This window comes from Streptomyces sp. NPDC006643 (assembly GCF_042870175.1).
In the GTDB taxonomy this organism is placed as follows: Bacteria; Actinomycetota; Actinomycetes; order Streptomycetales; family Streptomycetaceae; genus Streptomyces.
Map to the genome: position 1 here is coordinate 63,606 of NZ_JBIAHA010000029.1, position 24,248 is coordinate 87,853.

Annotated in this window: 15 protein-coding genes and 2 pseudogenes; 8 read left to right on the forward strand and 9 right to left on the reverse strand. The window is 70.8% G+C overall.

Going from position 1 to position 24,248, the window contains the following annotated elements; translation table 11 throughout:
• Nucleotides 1–164 precede the first annotated feature (164 nt).
• The 9 genes from ACFYNU_RS32400 to ACFYNU_RS32440 all read right to left on the reverse strand — a co-directional run bounded on the left by ACFYNU_RS32400 (nucleotide 165) and on the right by ACFYNU_RS32440 (nucleotide 15,100).
• Nucleotides 165–3,278: a glycoside hydrolase family 38 C-terminal domain-containing protein gene (locus ACFYNU_RS32400; RefSeq protein WP_356593265.1), complete on the reverse strand. Its 3,114-nt coding sequence runs from the start codon at nucleotides 3,276–3,278 to the stop codon at nucleotides 165–167.
• On the reverse strand, nucleotides 3,271–5,238 hold the full coding sequence (locus ACFYNU_RS32405) for a DUF2264 domain-containing protein (protein ID WP_356593267.1): 1,968 nt from the start codon (nucleotides 5,236–5,238) through the stop codon (nucleotides 3,271–3,273). Before ACFYNU_RS32405 ends, ACFYNU_RS32400 begins: the two co-directional genes overlap by 8 nt.
• Complete coding sequence (locus ACFYNU_RS32410; RefSeq protein WP_356593269.1) at nucleotides 5,235–6,863, reverse strand: substrate-binding domain-containing protein; 1,629 nt, start codon at nucleotides 6,861–6,863, stop codon at nucleotides 5,235–5,237. The genes ACFYNU_RS32405 and ACFYNU_RS32410 overlap by 4 nt, the downstream gene beginning before the upstream one ends.
• An 8-nt stretch (nucleotides 6,864–6,871) precedes the next feature.
• Nucleotides 6,872–7,813, reverse strand: a complete 942-nt coding sequence (locus ACFYNU_RS32415; protein ID WP_356593271.1) for a carbohydrate ABC transporter permease — start codon at nucleotides 7,811–7,813, stop codon at nucleotides 6,872–6,874.
• Nucleotides 7,810–8,787, reverse strand: a complete 978-nt coding sequence (locus ACFYNU_RS32420; RefSeq protein ID WP_356593273.1) for an ABC transporter permease subunit — start codon at nucleotides 8,785–8,787, stop codon at nucleotides 7,810–7,812. Before ACFYNU_RS32420 ends, ACFYNU_RS32415 begins: the two co-directional genes overlap by 4 nt.
• Nucleotides 8,788–8,975: 188 nt before the next feature.
• Nucleotides 8,976–9,932 carry a hydroxyacid dehydrogenase gene (locus ACFYNU_RS32425; protein WP_356593275.1) on the reverse strand — a complete coding sequence of 319 codons (957 nt, stop codon included), beginning with the start codon at nucleotides 9,930–9,932 and terminating at the stop codon, nucleotides 8,976–8,978.
• A 172-nt stretch (nucleotides 9,933–10,104) separates the two neighbouring features.
• Entirely contained in the window at nucleotides 10,105–13,137 is a 3,033-nt protein-coding gene (locus tag ACFYNU_RS32430; RefSeq protein ID WP_356593277.1) for a glycoside hydrolase family 38 C-terminal domain-containing protein, read from the reverse strand.
• 176 nt (nucleotides 13,138–13,313) lie between these two features.
• Nucleotides 13,314–14,444, reverse strand: coding sequence for a Gfo/Idh/MocA family oxidoreductase (locus ACFYNU_RS32435; RefSeq protein WP_356593279.1), 1,131 nt, complete (start codon nucleotides 14,442–14,444; stop codon nucleotides 13,314–13,316).
• A complete protein-coding gene (locus tag ACFYNU_RS32440) occupies nucleotides 14,429–15,100 on the reverse strand; it encodes a ThuA domain-containing protein (RefSeq protein WP_356593281.1) in 672 nt (223 codons plus the stop codon). The genes ACFYNU_RS32435 and ACFYNU_RS32440 overlap by 16 nt, the downstream gene beginning before the upstream one ends.
• 475 nt (nucleotides 15,101–15,575) lie before the next feature.
• On the opposite strand from ACFYNU_RS32440, the gene ACFYNU_RS32445 reads away from it, so the two are divergent.
• The 8 genes and pseudogenes from ACFYNU_RS32445 (at nucleotide 15,576) to ACFYNU_RS32480 (ending at nucleotide 24,242) form a co-directional block, all read left to right on the forward strand.
• Nucleotides 15,576–16,220: a GntR family transcriptional regulator gene (locus ACFYNU_RS32445; RefSeq protein ID WP_356593283.1), complete on the forward strand. Its 645-nt coding sequence runs from the start codon at nucleotides 15,576–15,578 to the stop codon at nucleotides 16,218–16,220.
• A complete protein-coding gene (locus tag ACFYNU_RS32450) occupies nucleotides 16,217–17,140 on the forward strand; it encodes a dihydrodipicolinate synthase family protein (protein ID WP_356593285.1) in 924 nt (307 codons plus the stop codon). The genes ACFYNU_RS32445 and ACFYNU_RS32450 overlap by 4 nt, the downstream gene beginning before the upstream one ends.
• The gene (araD, locus tag ACFYNU_RS32455) at nucleotides 17,137–18,945 is read left to right on the forward strand and encodes an L-arabinonate dehydratase (RefSeq protein WP_356593287.1); all 1,809 of its coding nucleotides are present in this window, start codon (nucleotides 17,137–17,139) and stop codon (nucleotides 18,943–18,945) included. Before ACFYNU_RS32450 ends, araD begins: the two co-directional genes overlap by 4 nt.
• 66 nt (nucleotides 18,946–19,011) lie before the next feature.
• Nucleotides 19,012–19,959, forward strand: coding sequence for a carbohydrate ABC transporter permease (locus tag ACFYNU_RS32460; protein WP_388768119.1), 948 nt, complete (start codon nucleotides 19,012–19,014; stop codon nucleotides 19,957–19,959).
• An 8-nt stretch (nucleotides 19,960–19,967) separates the two neighbouring features.
• On the forward strand, nucleotides 19,968–20,861 hold the full coding sequence (locus tag ACFYNU_RS32465) for a carbohydrate ABC transporter permease (RefSeq protein ID WP_356593366.1): 894 nt from the start codon (nucleotides 19,968–19,970) through the stop codon (nucleotides 20,859–20,861).
• Nucleotides 20,858–21,997 (forward strand): annotated as a pseudogene (locus ACFYNU_RS32470) (Gfo/Idh/MocA family protein); the annotation flags it as partial. The gene ACFYNU_RS32465 and the pseudogene ACFYNU_RS32470, both read left to right, overlap by 4 nt.
• Before the next feature lie 18 nt (nucleotides 21,998–22,015).
• Nucleotides 22,016–22,837: pseudogene (locus tag ACFYNU_RS32475) on the forward strand (PmoA family protein); the annotation flags it as partial.
• A gap of 67 nt (nucleotides 22,838–22,904) precedes the next feature.
• Nucleotides 22,905–24,242, forward strand: coding sequence for a sugar ABC transporter substrate-binding protein (locus ACFYNU_RS32480; protein WP_356593291.1), 1,338 nt, complete (start codon nucleotides 22,905–22,907; stop codon nucleotides 24,240–24,242).
• The last annotated feature ends 6 nt before the right edge of the window (nucleotides 24,243–24,248 follow it).

Here is a 24,248-nt window from a genome sequence, read left to right on the forward strand (position 1 = left end):
ATTGGTGCCGCGCCGGATCGTGCGCTTCTCGGATCGCTCCGTGTTCGTGGTCAACGTGTCTCCCAGCCCCGGGGCGAGCGGCGGCGGTGCCGCGCCGCCGCCCTCCGAGGGCAACTGATCGATGGAATCGTACGACGCGGGGCCGTGCCGAGCGCGCGACGTGCTCAGCCGCCCGTCGGTTCGTCGGGCCTCGCCCGGTCCGCGGCGGGACGCAGTCGCAGGGTGCGGATCTGGAACGGCCGGAAGGCGAGGTCCACTTCGCCGGACGCGTGTCCCGGCTCCCGCTCGGGCCGCTCCAGCAGGTCGCAGTCGAAGACGGCGGCGAGGGGGAATCCCGTGGACAGGCGTGCCGCGACCGCTCCGCCGCACGCTTCGTAGAGCCGTACGACGACATCTCCGCTGCGGTCGTCCGCCAGCTTCACCGACTCCACCACCACGTCGGTGGTGTCGACCTCGACCAGTGCCTGAGCACGCGCCGGGGCGGGACGCAGGGGCAGGTTCAGCGCGTACCCCCCGGCGATCGCCTCCTCGATCCCGGCGCCGGCGAGCAGCGCGTAGCTGAAGCGGTGCCGTCCCCGGTCGGCCTCCGGGTCGGGGCTGTGCGGGGACCGGAGCAGGGAGAGCCGTACGGTCGTGGTGGTGCCGCCGTGTTCCCGGGTGTCGCGGCGGACGTCGTGCCCGTAGGTGGAGTCGTTGAGGAGGGCGGCGCCCCAGTGCCGCTCGCCGACGTGCACCCAGCGGTGCGCCCACAGTTCGAAGCGGGCCGCGTCCCAGCTGGTGTTCTCGTGGGTGGGGCGCTGCACATGGCCGAACTGGATCTCGGCGCTCTCCCGTTCCGCGTGGACGTCGAGCGGCCAGGCCGCCTTGAGTACGGTGTCGCGCTCCTGCCAGTCGATGTCGTTGCGGACGGTCACCTGCCGGCTCTCGGCGGCGACCTCGATGTGCTGCACGAACCGGGAGGATCCGTGGACGCGCTCGACCCGGACCGACGCCAGCAGCGGTCCCTCGTCCACGAGCGTCACCGATTCGGCCTCGTCCAGGTCGCGCACGGTGTCGCGGTAGTACGAGTCGATGTTCCACGCCGACCACAGGTTGGGGTCGTCGGGGTGGAGCTGGAGGAGGTTGCCCGCGGCCCCGGGCGCGATGGCCTCCCGCCCCGCGGTGCGGTCGTAGACGGAGGTGAGCAGGCCGCGCCGGTCCACGACGACGGTCAGCAGTCCGTTGCCGAGGACGAAACCGCCGTCCTGGGCGCGGGCGGTGACGGCGTCGGCGGGCGCGCCGGCCGCGGTGCCGGAGGCGAGGGGGGCGACCTCGGCGAGGACCGCCGTACGCCCGTCGGACAGGCGCTGCCCGCCGGCGATCGTGTCATCGGCGACGACGGCGACCTCGCGGCGCGCGTACGGTCCGGCGTTGAGGAGCGCGGGAGTCCCGGGCAGGTGCCCGGTCGCCTCGGCGATCAGCGTCTCCAACTCGCCGTGGATCTCGGCGTATTCGCGCTCGGCCTGCCGGTGCACCCAGGCGATCGAGGAGCCCGGCAGGATGTCGTGGAACTGGTTGAGCAGGACCCGCCGCCACAGCGATTCCAACGGCTCGTACGGGTAGGGCGCCCCGGTCCGGACGGCGGCGGTGGCGGCCCAGAGTTCGGCCTCGCGCAGCAGCGCCTCGGCGCGCCGGTTGCCGCGCTTGGTGCGGGCCTGGCTGGTGTAGGTGCCGCGATGGTTCTCCAGATACAACTCTCCCCGCCATACGGGGAGTTGGTCCCGTTCGGCGCGGGCCGCCGCGAAGAACGTGTCGGGCGCCTCGACGACGACCTTCGGTGAGCCTTCGAGGTCGCGCAGCCGGCGGGCCTTCTCCAGCATCGAGCGGGTGGGGCCACCGCCGCCGTCGCCGTATCCGAAGGGGACCAGCGAGCGGGTGGCCACTCCCTTGTCGGCGAAGTTGGCCTCGGCGTGGGCGAGTTCGGCCGCCGTGAGGGACGCGTTGTAGCTGTCGACGGGCGGGAAGTGGGTGAAGATGCGGGTGCCGTCGATGCCTTCCCAGTCGAAGGTGTGGTGCGGCAGCTTGTTCGTCTCGTTCCAGGAGAGCTTCTGGGTGAGGAACCACTCGGCGCCCGCCAGCTTGGCGAGTTGGGGGTACGCGGCGGTGTAGCCGAACGAGTCGGGCAGCCATACGCCGCGCTGCTCGACACCGAACTCCTCCGCGAAGAAGCGCCGGCCGTGGACGAGTTGGCGGGCCAGTGCCTCACCGCCGGGAAGATTGCCGTCGGCCTCGACCCACATGCCGCCGACCGGGGCCCAGGTGCCCTCGGCCGCCGCCTCCTTCATCCGGGCGAAGATCTCCGGACGCTGCTCCTTCATCCACGCGTACTGCTGCGCCGAGGAGCAGGCGAAGACGAGTTCGGGGTACTCCCGTGCCAGCGTGGTCATGTTGGTGAACGTGCGCGCGCACTTGCGGACGGTCTCCCGGACCGGCCAGAGCCACGCCGAGTCGATATGGGCGTGCCCGACGGCCGCGAGGGTGTGCGCCGAGGCGTGCGCGGGCCGGGACAGCGCATCGGCGAGCCGGCTCCGGGCCTCGGCCGCGCTGTTCGCCACGTCGCCCGGTACGACGGCGTCGGCGGCGTGGCGCAGGGCGCGCAGGATCTCGTGGCGCCGGGACGAGCCGAGGGGCAGCTCGTGCATCAGCTCGTCGAGCACCTCGATGTCGTGGATGAGATGCCAGACGTCGTCCTCGCGCACCGCGATCTCGGCCTGCCGCAGCCGGTAGATGTGCTCGGTGCCGGCGGTGTCGGGCGAACCGTGGTGGATGTGCAGGCCCGCGCTGGCGACGATGGGCGGGTTGGCGGCCAGCTCGATCAGCAGGTCGACCCGGTCGCCGCCGGTGGCGGCCTCGGCGAGCAGTGCGGAGCGGCTGTAGGGGTGCAGGCCCTGGAGCGGGGCGCCCTGCGCGTCGTGCACCAGGCCTTCCGCCTGGCCGCCGGGTCCCTTGGTCAGATCGAACCCGAGGTCGAAGACGGCTTCGACTCGGCGCCCCGACCACTCCGGGGGGATCTCGGCGCTCGCCCGCAGCCAGGTCGTCGCCCAGGGGCCGCCCCAGGTGGAGCCGAGCGTGAAGGGCTCGTAGTCGGCGCGCAGGGCGTCGGCGACGGGGACCGGTTCGCCCTCGACGTACCAGGCGCTCAGGGTGAGGGGGCGTACGGCGCCGTAGAGGGCGGGGCGGATCACCCGGTCGAGGAGCTTACGGATCCGCGTCTCGATGATCCGGCGGTCGTCATGCACGGCGGGGGTCCTTCCAGGGGTCGTGGCTGAGGTCGGGGGCCGGCAGCCGGACGGTGTCGCGGGTGCCGTCCGGCCAGTCGACGTCCACGAGCAGGGTGGTGTCCTCGGCCCGCGCGGTGACCCCGGGCAGGGCGGCGGGGTCGGTGCCGCCGAGGTGGACGAGGGCGACATGGGCGGTGCCGTGGGCGACGGGTCCCTCGCTCTCCACGACGGGGGTGGCGGACGCGGCACCGATGGCGTTGCTGTCGGTGCCGGCCACCACCGAGTGGCGCGGCAGCCGTTGGGCGCCGACGACGACGGAGACCAGTCCGTCGGCGCCCCGCACCCGGGCGGTGGCGGCGTCGGCGGGCGCGGACCCTGGATCGACCGCCAGCGCCCAGCCGCCGACGCGCAGCACATGTCCGGTCCCCGGGTCGCCGTCGACCCGGACGGCCCGTACCTCCACCGATCCGCGCAGCGCGGAGCCGACCGTGATCCACGGGCCGAGTGTGTACGAGGTGTCGGGGCCGCCGAACGGGTCCCAGGTGGCGTCCCGGGGCCAGTGCGCGCGGGAGCGCGAGACGGCCGTGGCCCCGTCGGCGGAGAGCCTGGTGGCCGGACGCCGGTGGGAGGCGCGCCCCGCCGCGTCCAGCAGGACGACCGAGTTGTCCAGCGGGTCGGTGTCCGCGCACGCGGCGCGCCCCGCCGTGGGGTCGCCGGGGGTCTCGGGCGCGGTGTGCGTCGAGTAGGCGAACCGCGCGTAGCAGGGGTCGTCGGTGTGCGGGCGGGCCGGATCGGCGTGGTCTCCGCCGTGGTTGACGACGCGTACGACTCCGTCGGAAGCGGTGCCGGAGACGAGCCAGCCGGGCGCGGACAACGACCGTGTGAAGTCGCCCTGTTCGACGGCGAGCGGGGTCGCCTCCTCGGTCCACACCGGGTGCTCCGGCGGCAGCGCGAGACCGGCGAAGCCCTTGCTCGCCCAGTACGGCGAGGCGGGCCCCGAGTAGACCTGGAGGACGCCCCGGTACGGCCGGTGCCAGCCGAGTGTGAGCAGCCCGTGCTCGTCGGTCGCGCCGTGGTCGGTGAAGTGGTCGAGCATCCGGCTCGCGACGGCGCGGGTCTCCCCCGGCGACAGGGGTGTGGCGTCGAACAGGGCACCGGTCCACACCGGGGCGAGCGCGGCGTGCCGGTAGGTGAGGGAGCGGCCCTGGACGAGGGGTGAGCCGTTGGCCCCGACCAACAGCCGCTGGTCCTCCAGGAATCGGCGCAGCCGGGCCCGGTAGCGGTCGAGCAGCCCGCTCGGCGCGGCGTCGCCGAGGATGCGGCAGAACCACAGCGGGTACAGGTGCATGGCCCAGCCGTTGTAGTGGTCGAAGTTTCGGTGCTCGCCGCCGGTGAGTCCGTCGGAGTACCAGCCGTCGCCCGCGTACCAGCCGTCGGTGAGCGCGATGACGCGGTCGAGGTCCTGCTGGCGCCACTGTCCCCCGGCGGTACGGGCGAACGCCTCGGTGACGCCCTGGAACCAGACCCAGTTGTTGCCGGGCATCGGGTCGCCGACCATCGGGGCGAGCCAGTCGAGGACCTGGCTTCTGACCCGGTCGTCGAGCCGGTCCCAGATCCACGGCCGGGTCTCGTGCAGGGCGAGCGCGATGGAGGCGGCCTCGACCTTGGCCTGCCCGCGCTCGGCGAACGTGGGCCAGCGTTCCGGGCTCGACGGGTCGGTGCCCGCGGCCAGGCCCGCCGCGTACCACCCGGCGATGTCGTGCGGGTCGGCGCCGCCCGCTCCGGCGAGCCGGAAGCCGGCCAGCAGGAAGGTGCGGGCGAAGCCTTCGAGGCCGTCGCTGTGCGCGCCGCTGCGGCTCGGGGTGCCGGGCAGCCGGATCAGGGCGTGGGCGTCGGTGGCGTACGGCCGTACGGCGAGCAGCAGCCGGTCGGCGGTCCGTTCCCAGCGGGCGCGGTCCTCGGCGGGGGTGCGTGTCATGAGCTGCGGGTCTCCCATGCCTGTTCGAACTCGGCGCGGATCCGGTCGCCGGCCTCCTTGCGCCAGTTCTTGATGACGTCGTCCCACTCGCTGAGCGGGACCCGGCCCTGCATGATCCCCTTGCGGGTGTCGTCGATGGTCGTCTGGAGCAGCTTGGACATCTTGGAGTCGGTCGGCGAGTACAGCGGTTCGGCGTCGTTGGGGATCAGCCGCTTGACGGCTTCCTTCTGGAAGGCGTACTGGTCCGGCACGATCTCCGGCTTCGACGGGTAGTAGAGGGTGCCCGGCGCGTCGGTGGCGAAGATGGTGGGCAGGTACACCTCGGACTGGCCCTGTGCGGTGAGAACCGGGTCGCTGCCCTTCAAGGTGTGGCCGGGGCCCTGGACTCCGTACTTGCGCAGCAGATATCCGTCGGTGCCGAACGGCGAGGCGAGGGCGTTCATGGCGCGCAGAATCTGCTTGATGCGGGCCTTGGGCGCCTTCTTGATGATGAGCGTGGCGAAGTTGACCGAGCCCTGCCACTGGCCGCCGGTGCCGCCCTCCCAGCCGGGCGCCATCATGTAGCCGATCTCGAAGCCCTTGGTGCCCGCGGCGTACGTGGTGTAGTAGTCGTTCCACGCGACCGGGGCGTCGGGGTTCATGACGGTGCGGCCGGTGCCGAACCACTCCTTGTGCTTGCCGAGGACGCTGTAGGCGTCCGGGTGCATGAGGCCGGCCTTGGTCAGCCTGCGGACCGCGTCCATGGCCTGCTTGGCTTCCTCGGTCTCGTACATCCAGATGAACTTGCCCCCCTCCTGCCGCCACTTGTTGGGGGCCTTCAGCGACTGCATCGCGAAGTTCCACGCGGTGACGGGGTCGCTCATGGCGTACCGGTTGCTCTTCTCGTCCGTCACGTCCTCGCAGAGCTTGGCGAACTCGCTCCAGGTCGTCGGATTCGGGTCGAGCCCCAGCTTGTTGATCACATCGAGCCGGGTGTAGGTGGGTCCGCCGGAGACCGGGCGGGGCATCGGGAGCGCGTAGATGCCGCCGTTGCGGACGCAGGGGGCCCAGGAGGCGGTGGGGATGTTGGCGAGATACGGGTAGTCCCGGATGTTGTCGCCGGCCAGATGCTCGGTGAGGTCTTCGAAGAGGGCGTCCAGCATGTCCGGCGTGGCCGCGGAGTTCTGGTCCGGGGGCAGCATCAGCATCGCGTCGGGGAGGTCGCCCCCGGCGATGGTGACCGCGAACTTGTTGGGGTAGTCCTGGACGGGCGTGATCTGGAAGTTGATGTCGCAGCCGAGGCTCTTGTTGAGCGCCTGCCACATGACGTTGCTGTCCACCGGCGGCGGCACCGGGTTGAAGATCAGGGTCATGATGTCGATGGCGTCGCCCTTGGCGGGCGGGCCGTCCGGGAAGGCCTTGACGGGATCGGCGGGGTAGTGCAGATATCCGGCGGCCACGCCGTCCGCCGTGGCGGGCATCGAGGTCCGCGCGCCCTTGTACGGGATGTACGTGGGCAGTTGGGCCTTCGCGTTGGCGTCACGGGCCGTGGCGGGCTTGTAGTCGCCGCAGCCGGCCAGGGTCAGCCCGGCCGCGACACCGGCGGCGGAGGCGAGGAAGCCCCGGCGGTTCATTCCTGGATTCATGGCAGTCCTCATCCCTTCACCGCTCCGACCATTACGCCCTTGTTCATGTGCCGCTGGAGGAAGGGGTAGACGATCACGATGGGCACGATCGAGAGCACCAGGATCGCGGCCTGGAGCGACTGGGCCGGCGGCACCGGCGCGCCGGCGGCGACATCGATCTGGCCGCCGCTGATCGCGGCGTTGTTGACGACGTAGGAGCGCAGTACGAGCTGCATGGGCCACTTCGCCGCGTCGTTGATGTACAGCAGGGCGTTGAAGAACGCGTTCCAGTAGGTCACCGCGTAGAAGAGCCCGATGACGGCGACGGACGCCTTGGAGAGGGGCAGCACGATCTTCGTCAGGATCTTCAGTTCCGAGGCGCCGTCGATCCGGGCCGCGTCGATGAGTTCCTTGGGCAGATTCATGAAGAAGGAACGCAGCACGATCACGTTGAACGCGTTGATCATGGTCGGCAGGATCAGCGACCAGTAGCTGTTGATCATGCCGAGTTGCTTGACCATCAGATAGCTGGGGATGATGCCCGGCGCGAACAGCATGGACATCAGCAGCAGCATGAGTACGGGCTTGTGGCCGAACGAGCCGGGCCGGCTGAGTCCGTACGCCAGCATGATGGAGCTGATGAGGCTCAGCGCCGTGCCGACGACGGTGACACCGACGCTGACGAACATGGCCTTGGACACCAACCCGCCCGAGAGCAGGGCCTGGTAGGACGAGAACGTGATGTCGTCGGGCCACAGCACGTAGCCGCCGGCCTTGGTGACCTGCTCGGCATCGGCCAGCGACGTCGCGATGATCGCGACGAAGGGCAGGACGACCGCGATCACGCACACCAGCAGGATCAGCGACTTCAGGGTGCGCCAGGGCAGGGAACCGGGGGTCTCCCCGGGGATGGCGCTGTAGACCTTGCGCGCCTTGGGGCGTCCGGGATGCGTGGGAGACATCGTTGTCATGAGCGGTACACGCCTTCCTCGCCGAACAGATGGGCGATCTTGTTGGCGCCCAGGACCAGCGCGACTCCGACGATGCCCTTGACGAGCCCGACGGCGGCGCTCACACCCCAGTCCCCGCCGATGAGACCGTGGTTGAACACATAGGTGTCCATGACTTCGCTGTTCTCCAGCCCGACACCCTGCTGCTGGAGCAGGATCTGTTCGAAGCCGACGGACAGGGCGTCGCCGAGGCGCAGGATGAGCAGCAGGATCACCAGGCCGCGCAGGGCGGGCAGGGTGACGTGCCAGGTCTGCCGCCAGCGGCTGGCGCCGTCCATGGCGGCGGCCTCGTAGAGGTTGTGGTCGACGCGGGACAGGGCCGCCAGGAAGAGGATCGTGCCCCAGCCGGTGTCCTTCCAGATGACCTGGGAGGTCAGCAGCGCCTTGAACGTCTCGGGGTTGCCGATGATGCTCCAGCTGCCCATGTCGTGAGCGCTGAGGAACAGATTGAGCATGCCGTCGTTGCCCAGCATCTGCTGGAAGAGGGAGACGACGACCACCCAGGACAGGAAGTGCGGCAGATACAGGACGTTCTGCACCCACTTCTTGACGCGCTCGCTGACCAGGCTGTTCAGCGCCAGCGCCAGCAGGATCGGCGCGGGGAAGACGAACACGACCTGGATCAGCGTCAGTTCGAGGGTGTTGACCAGTGCGTGGAGGAACTGCTGGTCGCCGTTGAAGATGACGTCGAAGTTGGCGAGCCCGCTCCACGGGCTGTGCAGGATCCCGATGTACGGCTGGTAGTCCTGGAAGGCGATGACATTGCCGAGCAGCGGGATGTAGTGGAAGAGGAGCAGGACCACGATGCCCGGTATCAGGAACCAGAACAGGGCCATGTCCCGGCGGCGCCGGGTGCGTGGTCGTCGCGGTGAGCCCTTGTCCGCCGGCCCGGCCTGCGCGGCGGGACGGGCGGAGGGTTGGTCGAGCGTTGTCATGATGTGGAGCCCTTTCACCGGGAGGCGGGCTTCTTCGGCCACTCCCGGGGTTGGCAGGTCATGCGGTGGATCGATGGGCGGTCCGGCCTCCTTCTCCGTCTCGGCGTACGGGTTCTCTGCTTAGGCGTGCGGGCTCTCTGGTTCGGAGTGCGGGCTCCCCGCTCAGGCGTACGGGCTCGCGCCGCCCGTCAGGCGAGGCGCGGCAGCGCTTCACGGGTGACCTCGCCGAGCAGCGGCTCCCCGGCCACCCACCGGGCGACCTCGGCGACCGCGTACTGGCCGAGCCTTCGTACTTCGCTTCCCTGTGCGCCGGCTATGTGCGGTGTGACCAGCACATTCGGCAGGGACAGCAGCGAATGGCCGGGCGGCAGCGGTTCGGGGTCCGTCACATCGAGATACGCCTCCAGCCGGCCGGAGGCGCACTCGGCCGTCAGGGCGTCCGTATCGACGATGGCCCCTCGTGCGGTGTTGACGAGCGCGCCTCCGTCGGGGATGAGCGCGAGCGCCGCCGCGTCGAGCAGCCCCGTGGTCTGCGGCAGCAGCGGGGCATGGACGCTGACCACCGCCGACCGCCGGCACAGATCGGAGAGTTCGACCCGTTCGGCGCCCAGTCGGCGCGCTTCGTCGTCCGTGATGTACGGATCACTCAGCAGCACCCGGAAACCCGCGTCGGACCTGGCCAGTTCGGCGATCACCCGGCGTCCGATACGCGAGGCGCCGATGATCCCGACGGTGAGCCCGTCGGCGCCCGAACGATCGGCGAAGTCGGGCCATCCGGCGGCGTAACCGGCGGCCATGGTGAGCGTGCGGCGCGCGGCGAGCGTGATGAGGGCGACCGTGCAGGAGGCGACGGGGCCCGCGTTGGCGTCGGCCGCCGACGACACGACGATCCCACGCTCCCAGACGGCCTCGCTGACGAGCGGCTTGACGGTGCCGGCGGCGTGCATCACGGCGCGCAGCCGGGGTGCCTCCGCCAGCACCTCGGCCGTCAGCCGGGGGCAGCCCCAGCCGCTGACCAGGATCTCCGCGTCGGCGAGGGCGGCCCGGAGATCGACACCGACAGGGGCGGGGTCGAGTCGTACGAGGGTGGCGAGCCGGGCGCGTACGTCCTCGGGGAGTACGAGCGCGGCGGTACCGGGATCCATGACGCAGACCGCCGTCGGGCGATCGGGGGGCTCGGGCGGTTCGGGGGGTGCGGCTCGGGCTGTCATGCGGGGGGCCTCTCTCGCTGCGGGCGGGTCGCTGTGGGGCTTTCGCCGGGTGGGTGTCGGTCACGGATACGCGCTCTGGTCGGCCGCCGTCCCGGGCGGCCCCCCGTCAGGCGCGCGGCAGGCGCAGGGTCACCATCTGGAAGGGGCGCAGGGCCAGTACGACCCCGCCGTCGGCAGCCGTGACCGGTCCGGCGTCCGCGAGCGGGCGTTCGAGCAGATCCGTCAGGACGGCCCGGCCGGTGGCGAAGCCGTCGACGCGGACGGTGGCGCGGGCCCGGCCGCCGTGTGCCTCGTAGAGACGTACCACCAGGTCGCCGCCGCGGTCGTCGGCCAGCTTCACCGCGCTGACCACGACGGTGTCGTTGTCGACGCTCACCAGCGGAGCGACCTCGGCGGCGGATCCGGTGACGCGGCGCTCAGGCAGATTGACCCGGTGGCCCTCGCGGACGGCGTCGCCGATCGTCGCGCCCGGCGCGAGCGCGTGCCGGAACCGGTGAAGGCCCTGGTCGGTCTCGGGGTCGGGGTAGCGGGGGGCGCGGAGCAGGGAGGCGCGCACGGTGGTCGTCGTGCCCGCGTCGGCTCCGGTCCGTACCGCGCGGGTCACGTCGTGGCCGTAGGTCGCGTCGTTGACGACGGCGACGCCCCAGCCCGGTTCGTCGACATGCACGAACCGGTGGTTGCACGCCTCGAACTTGGCCCACTCCCAGCTCGTGTTCTGGTGGGTGGGCCGGTACACATGGCCGAACTGGGTCTCGGAGGCGTACCGGTCGGCCTTCACGTCCAGCGGGAAGGCCAGCTTCAGGAAGCGTTCCCTCTCGTGCCAGTCCACCTCGGTGTCGATGTCGAGCCGCTTGGCGTCCGCCGGTACGGACAGCAGCTGGGTGACCCGGGACGCTCCGAAGGCCCGCTCGACGCGCACCGACGTGCCGTCGATCCGCAGCTCGGCCACCTCGGTGAGGTCGCTGCCGACGTTGCGGTAGAAGGCGTCGACGTCCCACGCGTCCCACTGGTTGGGGAAGTCGGGGTGGAGCTGGAGCAGGTTGCCCGCCTGACCGGGCGCTATCGCCTCCCGGTCCGCGACCCGGTCGTACGCGGAGACCACAAGGCCCCGCGCGTCGATCTCGACCCGCAGCAGGCCGTTGTCGAGGAGGTAGCCGCCGCCCTCGCGCGGGACGGGGATCACCGCGCCGCTGTCGGGGCGCCGGGCCGCCGCACCTCCGGCGGGGGCCGAACCGCGCTCGTGCGGAGCCGAGTTGAACACCAGCTCGGCGCCGCCGGAGCTGTCACCGGCGAGTGCGCGCTGCGCGCCCGCGATGATGGCCTCCAGCTCCTCGGCGACGCGCGCGTACGTCGCGCGTGCCTCGCGGTGCACCCAGGCGATGGAGGAGCCGGGCAGGATGTCATGGAACTGATGCAGCAGCACCGTCTTCCAGATCCGGTCCAACTCCTCGTACGGGTAAGGCATATCGGTGCGCGCCGCAGCCGTGGCGGCCCACAGCTCGGCCTCGCCCAGCAGCGACTCGGCGCGCCGGTTGCCGCGCTTGGTGCCCGCCTGGCTGGTGAGCGTGGCGCGGTGCAGTTCGAGGTACAACTCGCCGACCCACACGGGCGGGTCGGGATACTCGGCCTCGGCCTTGGCGAAGAAGGCGGCCGGGGTCTCCCACTCGACGGTGGCCGCGCCCTCCAGGCTGCGCATACGGGCGGCCTTGGCGACCATCTCGCGCGTGGTGCCGCCTCCGCCGTCCCCGTAACCGGTCGGCGCGAGGGAGCGGGTGGCGGCGCCCTTCTCCTTGAAGTTCCGCGCCGCGTGCGCGATCTGACGGCCCGTCATCTCGCAGTTGTACGAGTCGACGGGCGGGAAGTGGGTGAAGATCCGGGTGCCGTCGATGCCCTCCCAGGAGAAGGTGTGGTGCGGGAAGGTGTTGGTCCGGCTCCACGAGATCTTCTGGGTGAGCAGCCGCGTGGCGCCCGCCGCCTTGATGATCTGCGGCAGGCCTGCGGCGAAGCCGAAGGTGTCCGGCAGCCACGCCTCGTCGTTCTCGATGCCGAACTCTTCGATGAAGAAGCGTTTGCCGTGCACGAACTGACGGGCCATCGCCTCGGATCCCGGCATGTTGGTGTCGGACTCCACCCACATCCCGCCGGTGGGGACGAACCTGCCGTCCGCGACGGCCTTCTTGACCCGGGCGTAGACCTCGGGCCGGTGCTCCTTGATCCAGGCGTACTGCTGGGCCTGCGACATGGCGAAGACGAAGTCCGGGTCGTCGTCCAGCAGGGCCGTCATGTTCGACGCCGTACGGGCCACCTTGCGGACGGTCTCGCGCAGCGGCCACAGCCACGCGGAGTCGATGTGGGCGTGCCCGACGGCGCTGATGCGGTGCGCGGCGGGGACGGCGGGCGCGGCGAGCACAGCGGCGAGTTCGTCGCGTGCCGCCGGTGCCGTGCCGTTCACGTCCTGGAGGTCGACGGCGTCCAGGGCGCGGCCGACCGCGCGCAGGATCTCCCAGCGGCGCGCCCCGTCGACAGGCAGTTCCGCCATCAGCTCGCCGAGGACCTCCAGGTCCATGACCAGGTTCCACACGGTCTCGTCGAAGACGGCCAGCCGCAGTTCGCCGAGCACGTACTGGGGCGCTTCACCGGCGGTCGCCCGGTCGCCCATCGGCGTCGGCTGGAAGGGCACCCCGCTCGCGTCGAGGTCGGGGTTGGATGCGGCCTCGATCCGCCAGTGGACCTGCTCCCCGCCGGCGACCGGTGAGCCGACGCGTACGTAGGAGTTACGCGGGTGGAGCCCCTTGACCGGGGTGCCGTCGGGCCGGTAGACGAGGCCCTCGCACTGGAAGCCCGGGGTGCGGGGGGTGAATCCGAGGTCGAGTACGGCCTCGACGGTACGGCCCGCCCACTCGGCCGGCACGGTGCCGGTGACCGTGAACCAGCTGGTGCCCCACGGCATGCCCCACGGCGTGCCGGGGGCGATGGGCGTGGTCGGTGCCGCCAGCCCCTCGGCCACGGGGACGGGTTCGCCCGCCGTGGACCAGATCTCCACGGACAGGGGGGTCGAGACGGGGTGGACGGCCGGCCGGATGCGTTCCCTGAGGACGCGTTCCAGACGTGCTTCGACCAGCTTCCGGTCGTCATGCATGAACGGGGTCTCCTGTTGCTGCGAGCGGGTGCGGGCAGTCGAGGTGGGGCGAACGGCGCGGCCGGTCGGGCCGGGCGCCGGTCGGTGATCGGGCCGGAGCGGTGCCGGGGGACGGCCGGTGTGAAGGCCTGGCCGGTTTCAGGACCCGGGCGGCGCCGTGCGAGGGTCTGGCCGTGTCAGGACCCGGGCGGTGTCGCGGCCCGGTCGGTGGCCGGTCCGGTCACCGGCGCGGGGCGCTCGCAGGTGCTTGTCACCGGGAGCGCGCGGCCCTGGTCCGCGGCCTCCATGAGGGTGAGCATGGTGTCGAGGACATGCGCGGCGAGTTCGGCCGACGCCCGGTGCGGACGCCCTTCGGACAGCGCCTCGGCCAGATCGGCGAGGCCGGCGCCCCGCCCGGCGTCCGGGTAACCGGCGGAGACCGGCAGCGTCTCCCAGCCGTCACCGCGGTGGATCTCCACGGCGCCCTCGAAGTTGTTGGGGTCGGGCACCGACAGCGACGCGTCGGTGCCGTGCACCTCGATGCGCGGCAGCCGCGCCGCCCGCACGTCGAAGCTCATGACCAGCGTGGACAGGGCGCCCCCGGCGTGCTCCAGGACACCGGTGATATGCGTGTCCACCTCCACGGGGAAGGTCTGCCCCGCCCGGGGACCGCTACCGATGGTCCGCTCCGTACGGGGCCGCGAGGACGCCCCGGTCACCTTGACCACCGGGCCCAGGAGATGGACCAGGGCCGAGAGGTAGTACGGCCCCATGTCGAGCAACGGCCCGCCGCCCGGCCGGTAGTAGAACTCCGGGTCCGGGTGCCACCGCTCGTGGCCCGCTCCGGTCATGAAGGCGGTGGCCGCGACGGGCCTGCCGATCAGACCGTCGTCCACCGCCTTGCGGGCGGTCTGGGTGCCGGTGCCGAGGACGGTGTCGGGCGCGCAGCCGACCCGCAGTCCGGCCGCGCGGGCCGCGGCCAGCACGGCTTCGGCCTCCGCGCGGTCGGCCGCGAGGGGCTTCTCCCCGTACACGTGCTTGCCCGCGCGGAGCGCCGCCAGCGCGACGTCCGCGTGGGCGGCCGGGATCGTGAGGTTGAGTACGGCGTCCACGTCGTCCCTGGCCACCAGGGCGGCCACGGACGGCACCACGGCCACCTCTCCCCCGGCCGGCGCCTGGTCCGCGACGGCTCGCGCGCGGCTCGGGTCGAGGTCGGTGACGGCGGTCAGCCGTACGGACGTCAGCCGCTCCAGGGTGGAGAGATAGGCGCCGCTGATCTTTCCCGCGCCCACGATGCCGATGTTCAGCGGCTTCAGCGGCTCGCCCACAGCAGCCCCCTCTCGGTCAGCGTGCGGACTTCCGGCACGTCGAAGTCGTCGGGCTTGTGCCCGATGGTCGAGACGAACACCCGCCCCGCGCCCCAGGTCCTGGTCCACACGGCGGGCATCACCGTGGGCCCGCCGTCCCGCAGTTCCTCCGGGAGCTTGTCGGCCGCGAAGGTGGTGGTGGCGAGGACGTCCACACGCGGGTCGGTGAACATCCAGTACTGCTCGGTGTGTACGGCGAAGTCGTCGAGCCCCGCGATGACGGGGTGGTCGGCGCGCTCGGGCACCAGCCGCACCGTGTGATCGTGGAAACCGGGCGGGTGCATGATGAACTTGCCGCCGGTCAGCAGGTGGTAGCCGTGATCGTGGAAGCAGTCGACGATGCCGCCGTGCCAGCCGGCCAGGCCGGTGCCGGCGCGTACCGCGGCGGCGAGATTGGCACTCCGCTCACGGGTGATGGTCCCCATGGTCCAGCACTGCACGATCAGGTCGGTGGCGGCCAGGCGCTCCGTGTCGTCGTACACCGCGAGGTCCTCGGAGGTCTCGACGGTGAATCCCCGCTCCTCGAGGAAGGGGACGAACGCGTCGCTGATCGTCACGGGCTGATGCCCGTCCCAACCGCCGCGGACGACGAGTGCTCGCCTGTTGTCGCTGGTCAAGGTGGTTGCACGCTCCCATCGGCGCCGCACGGCGGGTGCGGCGGTCGGGGTCGGGTGAGATCGGCCAACAGGGTCGGCGTCGAGGTCATACCCCGGCTCGGACGGTGCTGGACCGGCTGCCATGTGAACGTATGAACCAGCACGGAAGTTTGTCAATATGCTGGACGAACTCCGGAAAAGAAGCGGCCCGTCGACCATCACGTCACGACGGGACCGCGCACGGGTCGAATCACCCTGAACCCCTGCACACGCGCCATGCCGAGACCGCCCCTCGCCTCAATACCCCGCCACCGCACCGGCGTTCAGGCCGTCCAACGTCTTGACTAACCCCACTCGATGGATTTACACGGCGTTCACCTCTGCCGGAAGAACTTCTGCGCGAAGCATTGACGTAACAGATGCCCGGTCCTAACTTCATCGCGTCGTACTTCGTACGTCATATATGAGACGCGATACGCGAGATGTGAGAGCGCCCATGGCCTTCGCTCCGAGTCCGATTCCCTCCCGCACCCAGTTCGTTCTGGAAGCGATCAAACACGGCATCCTGACCGGTGGTCTCAGCCCCGGTCAGGCCCTGGTCGAGACCGAACTGGCCGCGCGTTTCGGGGTGTCGAAAACTCCGGTACGAGAAGCGCTCAAGACCCTCGCCGGTACCGGCCTCGTCGTGATGAGCCAGTTCAAGGGCGTCACCGTGCGCACCGTCGACGCGGCCATGGCCCACGAGGTCTACGACGTACGGCTGTTGCTGGAACCGGAGGCGCTGCGGCGCTCCCTCGCCCGGCACGCCTCGCTGGACGCCGCCCGCGACGCCCTGCTCAGGGCCGACGAGGCGGTGGACCAGGCCGAACGGTCCCTGGCCAACCGGGCGTTCCACCGCGAGCTGTATCTCTCCTGCGGCAACCCGCTGCTGACCCGGATGCTCGACGAGGTACGCGACCAGGCCGCGCTCGTCTCGACCGTCGCCTGGGCCGCCGACCCCTCCTGGGCGCGGGAGGCCGACGAGCACCGGGAGATCCTGCGCCTCGCGCTGGCGGGTGACGCCGCCGGCGCCGCACTCGCCCTGCACGACCACATCGCCTCGTTCGTACGGCGGGCGTTCCCCGAGGGAGAGCAGCTATGACCAGCGGTACGACCGGCCCCGGTCTCGACGCGGCGCGGGACGCCCTCGCCGATGTCGTGGCGATCCCCGTCACGCCGTTCGCCGCCGACGGGACCATCGACACCAAGGCTCATCGGGTCCTGCTGCGCCGGCTGATCGACGGCGGGGTGCGCACGCTCACGCCGAACGGCAACACCGGTGAGTACTACGCCCTCAGCCCCGACGAGCGCCGCGCGGTCACCGAGCTGACCATCGAGGAGACCGCCGGACAGGCCGTCGTCGTGGTGGGCGTCGGCCTGGAGGTGCCGACCGCCGTGGCCGCCGCCGAGCACGCCCGAAGGGCCGGCGCCGCGATGGTGATGGTCCATCAGCCGGTGCATCCGTACGTCTCCGAGGACGGCTGGATCGACTACCACCGCGCCATCGCCGAGGCCGTCCCCGAGTTGGGCGTCGTCCCGTACATCCGCGATCCGCGGCTGCGCGGCGAGAGCCTCGCGGAGCTGGGGCGGCTGTGCCCCAACGTGATCGGCGCGAAGTACGCCGTACCGGACGCCGCGCACTTCGCGGCCTTCGCGCGGGACGCGGGGCTGGAGCGGTTCGTCTGGGTCGCGGGACTCGCCGAGCTGTACGCCCCCTCGTACTTCGCGGGCGGCGCCACCGGCTTCACCTCGGGGCTCGTCAATGTCGCCCCGGCCGTGTCGCTGGGCATGCTGGAGGCGCTGCGCGCCGCGGACTACGACACCGCGATGAAGGTCTTCGAGCGGATCCGGCCCTTCGAGGAACTGCGCGCGGCACGGCGGTCGGCCGACAACGTGACCGTCGTCAAGGAGGCGCTGGCGGCGCTGGGGCTCTGCCGTCGCGACGTACGCCCGCCGAGCCGGGTGCTGCCCGAGCCGGTACGCGCCGAGGTCGCCGCCCTGATAGCGGGGTGGCCGACATGACGACACCCGACGCGACCACGCCCGACGCGACCGCACCCGAAGCAATCGCTCCAGAAGCGACCACGTCCGACGCCACCACCCCCGGCACGATCGCCCCCGAGGATCTCCGCAGTCACCAGTGGTACGGCACGGACGGGCTGCGCTCCTTCAGCCACCGGGCCCGCACCCGCCAGCTCGGCTATCTCCCCGAGGAACATCTCGGCAAGCCCGTCATCGCGATCCTCAACACCTGGTCCGACATCAACCCCTGCCATGTCCATCTGCGCGAACGCGCCCAGGCCGTCAAGCGCGGTGTCTGGCAGGCGGGCGGATTCCCGCTGGAATTCCCGGTGTCCACGCTCTCCGAGACATTCCAGAAGCCGACCCCGATGCTCTACCGCAACATGCTCGCGATGGAGACCGAGGAACTGCTCCGCTCCTACCCCGTGGACGGCGCCGTCCTGATGGGCGGCTGCGACAAGACGACACCGGCGCTGCTGATGGGCGCCGCGTCGGTGGACCTGCCGGCGGTCTTCCTGCCGGCCGGGCCGATGCTCCCCGGGCACTGGCGGAACGAAGTCCTCGGCTCCGGCACCGACATGTGGAAGTACTGGGACGACAAGCGCGCCGGGCTCATCGGCGACTGCGAGCTGGCCGAGCTGGAGAACGGCCTCGCCCGCTCCCCCGGCCACTGCATGACCATGGGCACCGCGTCGACCCTGACCGCCGCCGCCGAGGCGCTGGGCGTCACGGTCCCCGGCGCCTCCTCGATCCCGGCCGTCGACTCCGGACACGAACGGATGGCCGCCGAGTCCGGACGGCGGATCGTGGACCTCGTACGGCGCGGTCTCACGCTCTCGAAGATCCTCACCGCCGACGCCTACGAGGACGCCGTCGCCACCGTCCTCGCCCTCGGCGGCTCCACCAACGCCGTCATCCATCTGATCGCGATGGCCGGCCGCTCCGGCGTCACGCTCACCCTGGACGACTTCGACCGCGTCGCCCGTACCGTCCCGGTGCTCGCCAACCTCCGTCCCGGCGGCGCGTACTTGATGGAGGACTTCCACTTCGCCGGCGGGCTGCCCGGCTTCCTGTCCCGGCTCACCGACGTCCTGCATCTGGACCGCCCGACCGTCTCGCACGACACCCTGCGCGAACAGCTCCACGGCGCCCTCGTCCACAACGACGACGTCATCCGGACACGCGACAACCCCCTCGCCGACGAGGGCGGCGTCGCCGTGCTGCACGGCAACCTCTGCCCGGACGGCGCCGTCATCAAGCACATCGCCGCCGAACCCCGTCTGCTGCGCCACACCGGACCCGCCGTCGTCTTCGACGACTACCGGCAGCTCCAGAGCACCATCAACGACCCCGCACTCGGCCTCACCCCGGACCATGTGCTGGTCCTGCGGGGCTCCGGACCCAAGGGCGGCCCCGGGATGCCCGAGTACGGCATGCTCCCGATCCCCGACCACCTGCTCAAGCAGGGCGTACGGGACATGGTCCGGCTCTCCGACGCCCGGATGAGCGGCACGAGTTACGGCGCGTGCGTGCTGCACATCGCGCCCGAGTCGTACGTCGGCGGCCCGCTCGCCCTCGTCCGCTCCGGCGACCTCATCACCCTCGACGTGGAGGCGCGCACCCTCCATCTCCACGTGGACGACGAGGAGTTGGCGAGGCGCCGGGCCGACTGGACCCCACCGCCCGCCCGCTACCAGCGCGGTTACGGCGCCCTCTACCAGGACCAGATCACCCAGGCCGACACCGGCTGCGACTTCACCTTCCTGGCCCGGCCCGGAGACGTACCCGATCCGTACGTGGGCTGACACGCGCGTCGGCACGGCAGGAACACACTTCACCGAAGGAACGGAGAACCGGTCATGGCCTCAGCTGTGGCGCAGGACTCGTCAGGCGCCCCACCAGGGGCTCCGAAGAAGCCGGGGTCCCGCAGAAAAGGCACGGGGCTCTCACCACGCCGGCTCCCGTATCTGCTGATCGCCCCCGCCGTACTGCTGATGGTGGGCTTCATCGCGTACCCGATGCTCAGCGTCTTCTACTACAGCCTCCAGAACTACAACGCCACCAAGCCCTGGCGGAACGGATTCGCGGGTCTCGACAACTTCAAGCGGATCTTCACCGAGGACCCGCTGTTCTGGGACAGTCTCGTCTTCTCCGGCAAGTGGGTCTTCACCGAGGTCACGCTCCAGCTCGCCCTCGGACTGATCCTCGCGCTCCTCGTCAACCAGACGTTCGTGGGCCGCGCCGCCGCCCGTGCGCTGGTCTTCTCGCCCTGGGCGGTCTCCGGTGTCCTGACGACCACCATCTGGCTGCTGCTCTACAACCCCTCGACGGGCGTGGGCCGTTATCTCGCCGACGCGGGCATCGGCACCTACGGCTCGTCCGTGCTCTCCGACACCGGCACCGTTTTCTGGGCCGCCGTGCTGGCCGAACTCTGGCGCGGGGTGCCGTTCTTCGCGATCCTCATCCTCGCCGATCTCCAGTCCATCCCCGGGGATCTGTACGAGGCGGCGTCCGTCGACGGGGCGAGCAGGTTCCGCCAGTTCTTCCACATCACGCTGCCGCATCTGCGGGACGCGATCATCCTCTCCACGCTGCTGCGCGCCGTCTGGGAGTTCAACAACGTCGACCTGCTGCTGACCCTCACCGAGGGCGGTCCGGCGGGAGTGACGACCACACTCCCGCTGTATGTGGCGGTCACCGGGTTCGAGGCGCACGACTTCGGCTACGCCACCGCGCTGACGACCGTCGCCTTCGGGATCCTCCTCTTCTGCTCGATCCTCTATCTGCGCCTGAGCAAGTTCGGAGGCGATCACAAGTGACCGCGGTCATGACCGAGAAGGGCGCTCCCCCGGTGCCCGCCGGCGGCAGCCGTAAGCCACCCTCCATAAGGAGGAAGCGGCGCGAGCGCGCCTTCGACGAGGTGCCCCGGTGGCAGATCTATCTGCCGCTCGGGCTGTATCTCCTCTTCACCCTCGTCCCCTTCTACTGGATGGTGCTGTTCTCGCTGCGGCCCGCGGGCTCCACCTCGCTGGTGCCCTGGCCGATGACCTTCGACCACTTCGAGAAGGTCTGGAACGAGCGCAGCTTCTCCGTCTTCTTCCAGAACAGCGCGCTCATCGGCGTGTTCACCCTGATCTGTACGACGGGGGTCGCGCTGGCCGGCGGCTACGCCCTGGCGCGCTTCAACTTCCGGATCAAGCAGGGCTTCATGCTGGCGCTGCTGTGCTCGCAGTTCATCCCGGGCGCGCTGATGCTGGTGCCGCTCTTCCAGATCTTCAAGAATCTCTCGCTCATCAACTCACCCCTGAGCGTGGTCATCGCGGAGACCGTCTTCCAACTGCCGCTCTCCATCATCCTGATCAGCGGCTTCATCAAGAACGTGCCGTACTCCCTGGAGGAGGCGGCCTGGGTCGACGGCTGTTCCCGGCTCCAGGCGTTCCGTATCGTCGTGCTGCCGATGCTGCGGCCCGGACTGATCGCCGTCGGCTCCTTCGCCTTCGTACACAGCTGGAACCACTTCCTCTTCGCCCTGATGTTCCTGATGGACCAGGACAAGCAGACGATCCCGGTCGGTCTCTCCACCCTGATCGGGGCGGACAGTGTCGACTTCGGCGCGCTGGCGGCGGGCGGTGTGATCTCCGCCGTGCCGGTGGTCATCGTCTTCGCCTTCATACAGAAGTGGCTGATCACCGGCTTCAGCGCGGGGGCGGTGAAGGGATGAGCCTTCCCGTGGTGCTGGCGGGGGCCCGTGGTCACGGCCGCTCGCATCTGCGCAACATCCACCGGCTCCAACAGGCGGGCCTGGTACGGCTCGTGGGCGTCTGCGAGCTGACCCCGCTGGCCCCGGACGAGCTGGCCGGCTTCGACGCCCCCGCGCAGTCCGCCGACTTCGGGGAACTGCTGGACCGTACGGGTGCGGCGGTGGCCGTCATCTGCACCCCCATCCACACGCACACGGATCTCGCGCTCACCGCCGCCGCCCGGGGTGTGCACACCCTCCTGGAGAAGCCGACCACCGCCTCGTACGCGGAGTACGAGCGGCTGCTCGCCGGGCTGGCGGAGCACGGCACGGTCTGCCAGATCGGGTTCCAGTCGCTCGGCTCCCATGCCCTGGGCGCGATGGGTGAGTTGGTGCGCGGCGGCGCGATCGGCGAGCCGCGCGGGATCGGCGCGGCGGGCGCGTGGGTACGCGACGAGGCCTATTACCGCCGTGTCCCGTGGGCCGGGCGCCGCACGCTGGACGGCCGGGACGTCGTGGACGGGGTGCTCACCAACCCACTGGCGCACGCGGTCGCGACAGCCCTGCGTATCGACGGCAGCGACCTGGCCGGGTCCGTCGCCGGGATCGAACTGGAGCAGTTCCGGGCCAACGACATCGAGGCCGACGACACGAGCTGTCTGCGGCTGACGACGGCCGCGGACACCCGGATCACCGTCGCCGTCACCCTGTGCGCGGAGCGGAACGCCGAGCCGTACATCGTGGTCCACGCCGCCGCCGGCCGCGCGACCTTCTGGTACAAGCAGGACCGGATACGGCTGGAACGCGCGGGACGGGAGCCGGAGGAGACCGGGTACGGGCGCACGGACCTGCTGGAGAATCTGATCGCGCATCTGCGCGGGGACGCGGACCTTCTGGTGCCGCCGGAGCGTACCGGCGCCTTCATGCGGGTCCTGGAGGCCGTCAGGACCGGTCCGCCGCCCACGCCGCTGCCGGCGGACGCCTGGTACGGCGCGCCGGGCGCGACCGGGCCGCGCCGGATCGTCAGGGGTGTGGACGCGCTCGTCGCGCGCGGCGCCGAGACCCTGGCCACGTTCTCGGAGCTGGGCGCGGGCTGGGCCGCGCGCCCGAACGAGCCGACGACCGTGCTGCGCTGCGCGGGACGCGAGGTCGCCACCCACGCACTCCGGCCGCGCCTGCCCGGCCAGTTGTCGCCGCGCCCGTATCTGCACCCCGTAAGGACCTTCGGCGGCGTGGTCGTCACCGAGCTGCGGCCCGCCGACCACGCGCACCACCTCGGGGTCTCCCTGGCCGTACCTGACGTGTCGGGCGTCAACTTCTGGGGCGGTCGCACCTACGTACGAGGTCAGGGCCCGGTGGCGCTCGACAACCACGGCACGCAGCAGCACACGGGCTGGCTGCGGCGGGAGCCCGACCGCTCCGTACAGCAGCTCTCGTGGTCCCGCGAGGGACGCGAACTCCTCAGGGAGCGGCGCGAGATCAGCACCCGCGCGCTCTCCGACGACGCCTGGGCCCTCCACTTCGCCTCGACGCTGACGAACGTGTCGGGCGAGGACCTGTCCATCGGCAGCCCGGCCACGAACGGCCGGCCGGGGGCCGGTTACGGCGGGTTCTTCTGGCGGGCTCCCAAGGAGGACGCGTCGGACCCACCGCCGGAGGCGTTCACCGACACCGCGAGCGGCGAGGACGCGGTGCACGGGAGCACCGCCCGTTGGCTGGCGCTGGCGGGCCGGGACTGGACGCTGGTGTTCGCCGGCGCGGACGAGGAGACCCGGCGGGACCCGTGGTTCGTCCGTACCGGCTCCTACCCGGGCGTCGGCTCCTCGCTGGCCTGGGAGCGGCGGCTGCCGCTGGCGGCGGGCGCGGCTGTCTCACGGCGGATCGTCACGGTCGTGTCGGACGGCCGGCTCGACCGCCCGGCGGCGGCTGCCCTCGCCCGTAAGGCGCTGTCGGCATGAGCGCGAAGCACTGCGGAACCCCTGGAAAAACCCTCGGAGAACAGACCCTCAGAGAGAAGAGCCGATCATGACAGTCTCGAAGGTGAACAGAGGGCGGACGGCCGTGGCCGTCTCCCTGACGACGGTGCTCGCCCTGGCGGCCACCGCGTGTGGCGACGACGGCAGCGGCGGAAGCGGCAGCGAAGGTTCCGGCAAGGGGGAGATCACCCTCTGGGACAACAACACGGGCGAGCGCCGGGACATCTGGGCGCAGATCATCAAGGACTTCGAGTCGCAGAACAAGGACATCAAGGTCAAGTACGTCGGTCTGCCCATCGACCAGGTCCAGCAGAAGTACGACACGGCGATCGACGGCGGCGGGCTGCCGGACGTCGGCGGCGTCGGCACCGCCTATCTCTCCAACCTCGTGGTCCGCGAGGTCCTGGAGCCGGTCGGCGACCGTGTCGACGCCGGCCCGCTCAAGGGCAAACTCGTCCCGTCGATGGTGGAGAGCGTGAAGGCGGCGGGCGGTCGCGGCGACGAGATGTACTCGGTGCCGAGTTCCACCAACAACGGCACGCTGTGGTACCGCACGGATCTGTTCGCGCGGGCGGATCTCGAGCCGCCGACCACCTGGCCGGCCTTCTACGAGGCCGCCGAGAAGCTCACCGAGCCGGGGACGGACAAGTTCGGTTACACGATCCGCGGCGGCGCGGGGTCGATCGCCCCGGCGCTGGACGCGATGTACGGGCAGTCCGGCATCACGTCCTTCTGGAAGGGCGACAGGACGACGGTCAACGACCCGAAGAACGTCGCGGCACTGGAGAAGTACGTCGCCCTCTACAAGAAGGTGACGCCGTCGGCGGACGTCAACAACGACTTCATCAAGATGGTCGCCCAGTACGACAACGGCAGCATCGGCATGCTGATGCACAACCTCGCCTCGTACCAGGACCATGTGAAGTCGCTCGGCAAGGAGAAGTTCAAGGGCCTGCCCTATCCGTCCCAGGCGAACGGCGAGCGCGTCCAGGTCTCCAACCCCGTGGACGGGCTCGGTCTGTTCAAGAACAGCAAGAACAAGGCGGCGGCCTGGAAGTTCATCGAGTTCGCCGCGTCCCACAAGTCGAACAGCGCGTGGAACGAGTCGGCGGGCTCCATACCGGCGAACATCGACGCCGCGTCCGACGAATGGATCCAGCAGGCGGAGCCGACGGCGGCGGCGATGAAGGCGCTCAGCGACGGCTCCACGAAGATCGTCGATCTGCCGTACTACCTGCCCGACTGGAACACGATCAGCAAGTCAGGCAACGAGCCGAACTTCCAGAAGGTGCTTCTCGGGGACATGTCCGCCCAGGAGTTCGCGGACAAGGTCGCCAAGGAACTCAACGCGGCCCAGGCGGAGTGGAACGAGCAGATGAAGAAGTGACCCCGG

Bases quoted from the DNA above. Each gene is read 5' to 3' on its own strand.
- ACFYNU_RS32450 (WP_356593285.1), top strand. From the start codon at position 16,217: ATGACCAGCGGTACGACCGGCCCCGGTCTCGACGCGGCGCGGGACGCC.
- ACFYNU_RS32425 (WP_356593275.1), bottom strand. From the start codon at position 9,932: ATGGATCCCGGTACCGCCGCGCTCGTACTCCCCGAGGACGTACGCGCC.
- araD (WP_356593287.1), top strand. From the start codon at position 17,137: ATGACGACACCCGACGCGACCACGCCCGACGCGACCGCACCCGAAGCA.
- ACFYNU_RS32430 (WP_356593277.1), bottom strand. From the start codon at position 13,137: ATGCATGACGACCGGAAGCTGGTCGAAGCACGTCTGGAACGCGTCCTC.
- ACFYNU_RS32465 (WP_356593366.1), top strand. From the start codon at position 19,968: ATGACCGAGAAGGGCGCTCCCCCGGTGCCCGCCGGCGGCAGCCGTAAG.
- ACFYNU_RS32415 (WP_356593271.1), bottom strand. From the start codon at position 7,813: ATGACAACGATGTCTCCCACGCATCCCGGACGCCCCAAGGCGCGCAAG.
- ACFYNU_RS32410 (WP_356593269.1), bottom strand. From the start codon at position 6,863: ATGAATCCAGGAATGAACCGCCGGGGCTTCCTCGCCTCCGCCGCCGGT.
- ACFYNU_RS32405 (WP_356593267.1), bottom strand. From the start codon at position 5,238: ATGACACGCACCCCCGCCGAGGACCGCGCCCGCTGGGAACGGACCGCC.
- ACFYNU_RS32480 (WP_356593291.1), top strand. From the start codon at position 22,905: ATGACAGTCTCGAAGGTGAACAGAGGGCGGACGGCCGTGGCCGTCTCC.
- ACFYNU_RS32420 (WP_356593273.1), bottom strand. From the start codon at position 8,787: ATGACAACGCTCGACCAACCCTCCGCCCGTCCCGCCGCGCAGGCCGGG.
- ACFYNU_RS32445 (WP_356593283.1), top strand. From the start codon at position 15,576: ATGGCCTTCGCTCCGAGTCCGATTCCCTCCCGCACCCAGTTCGTTCTG.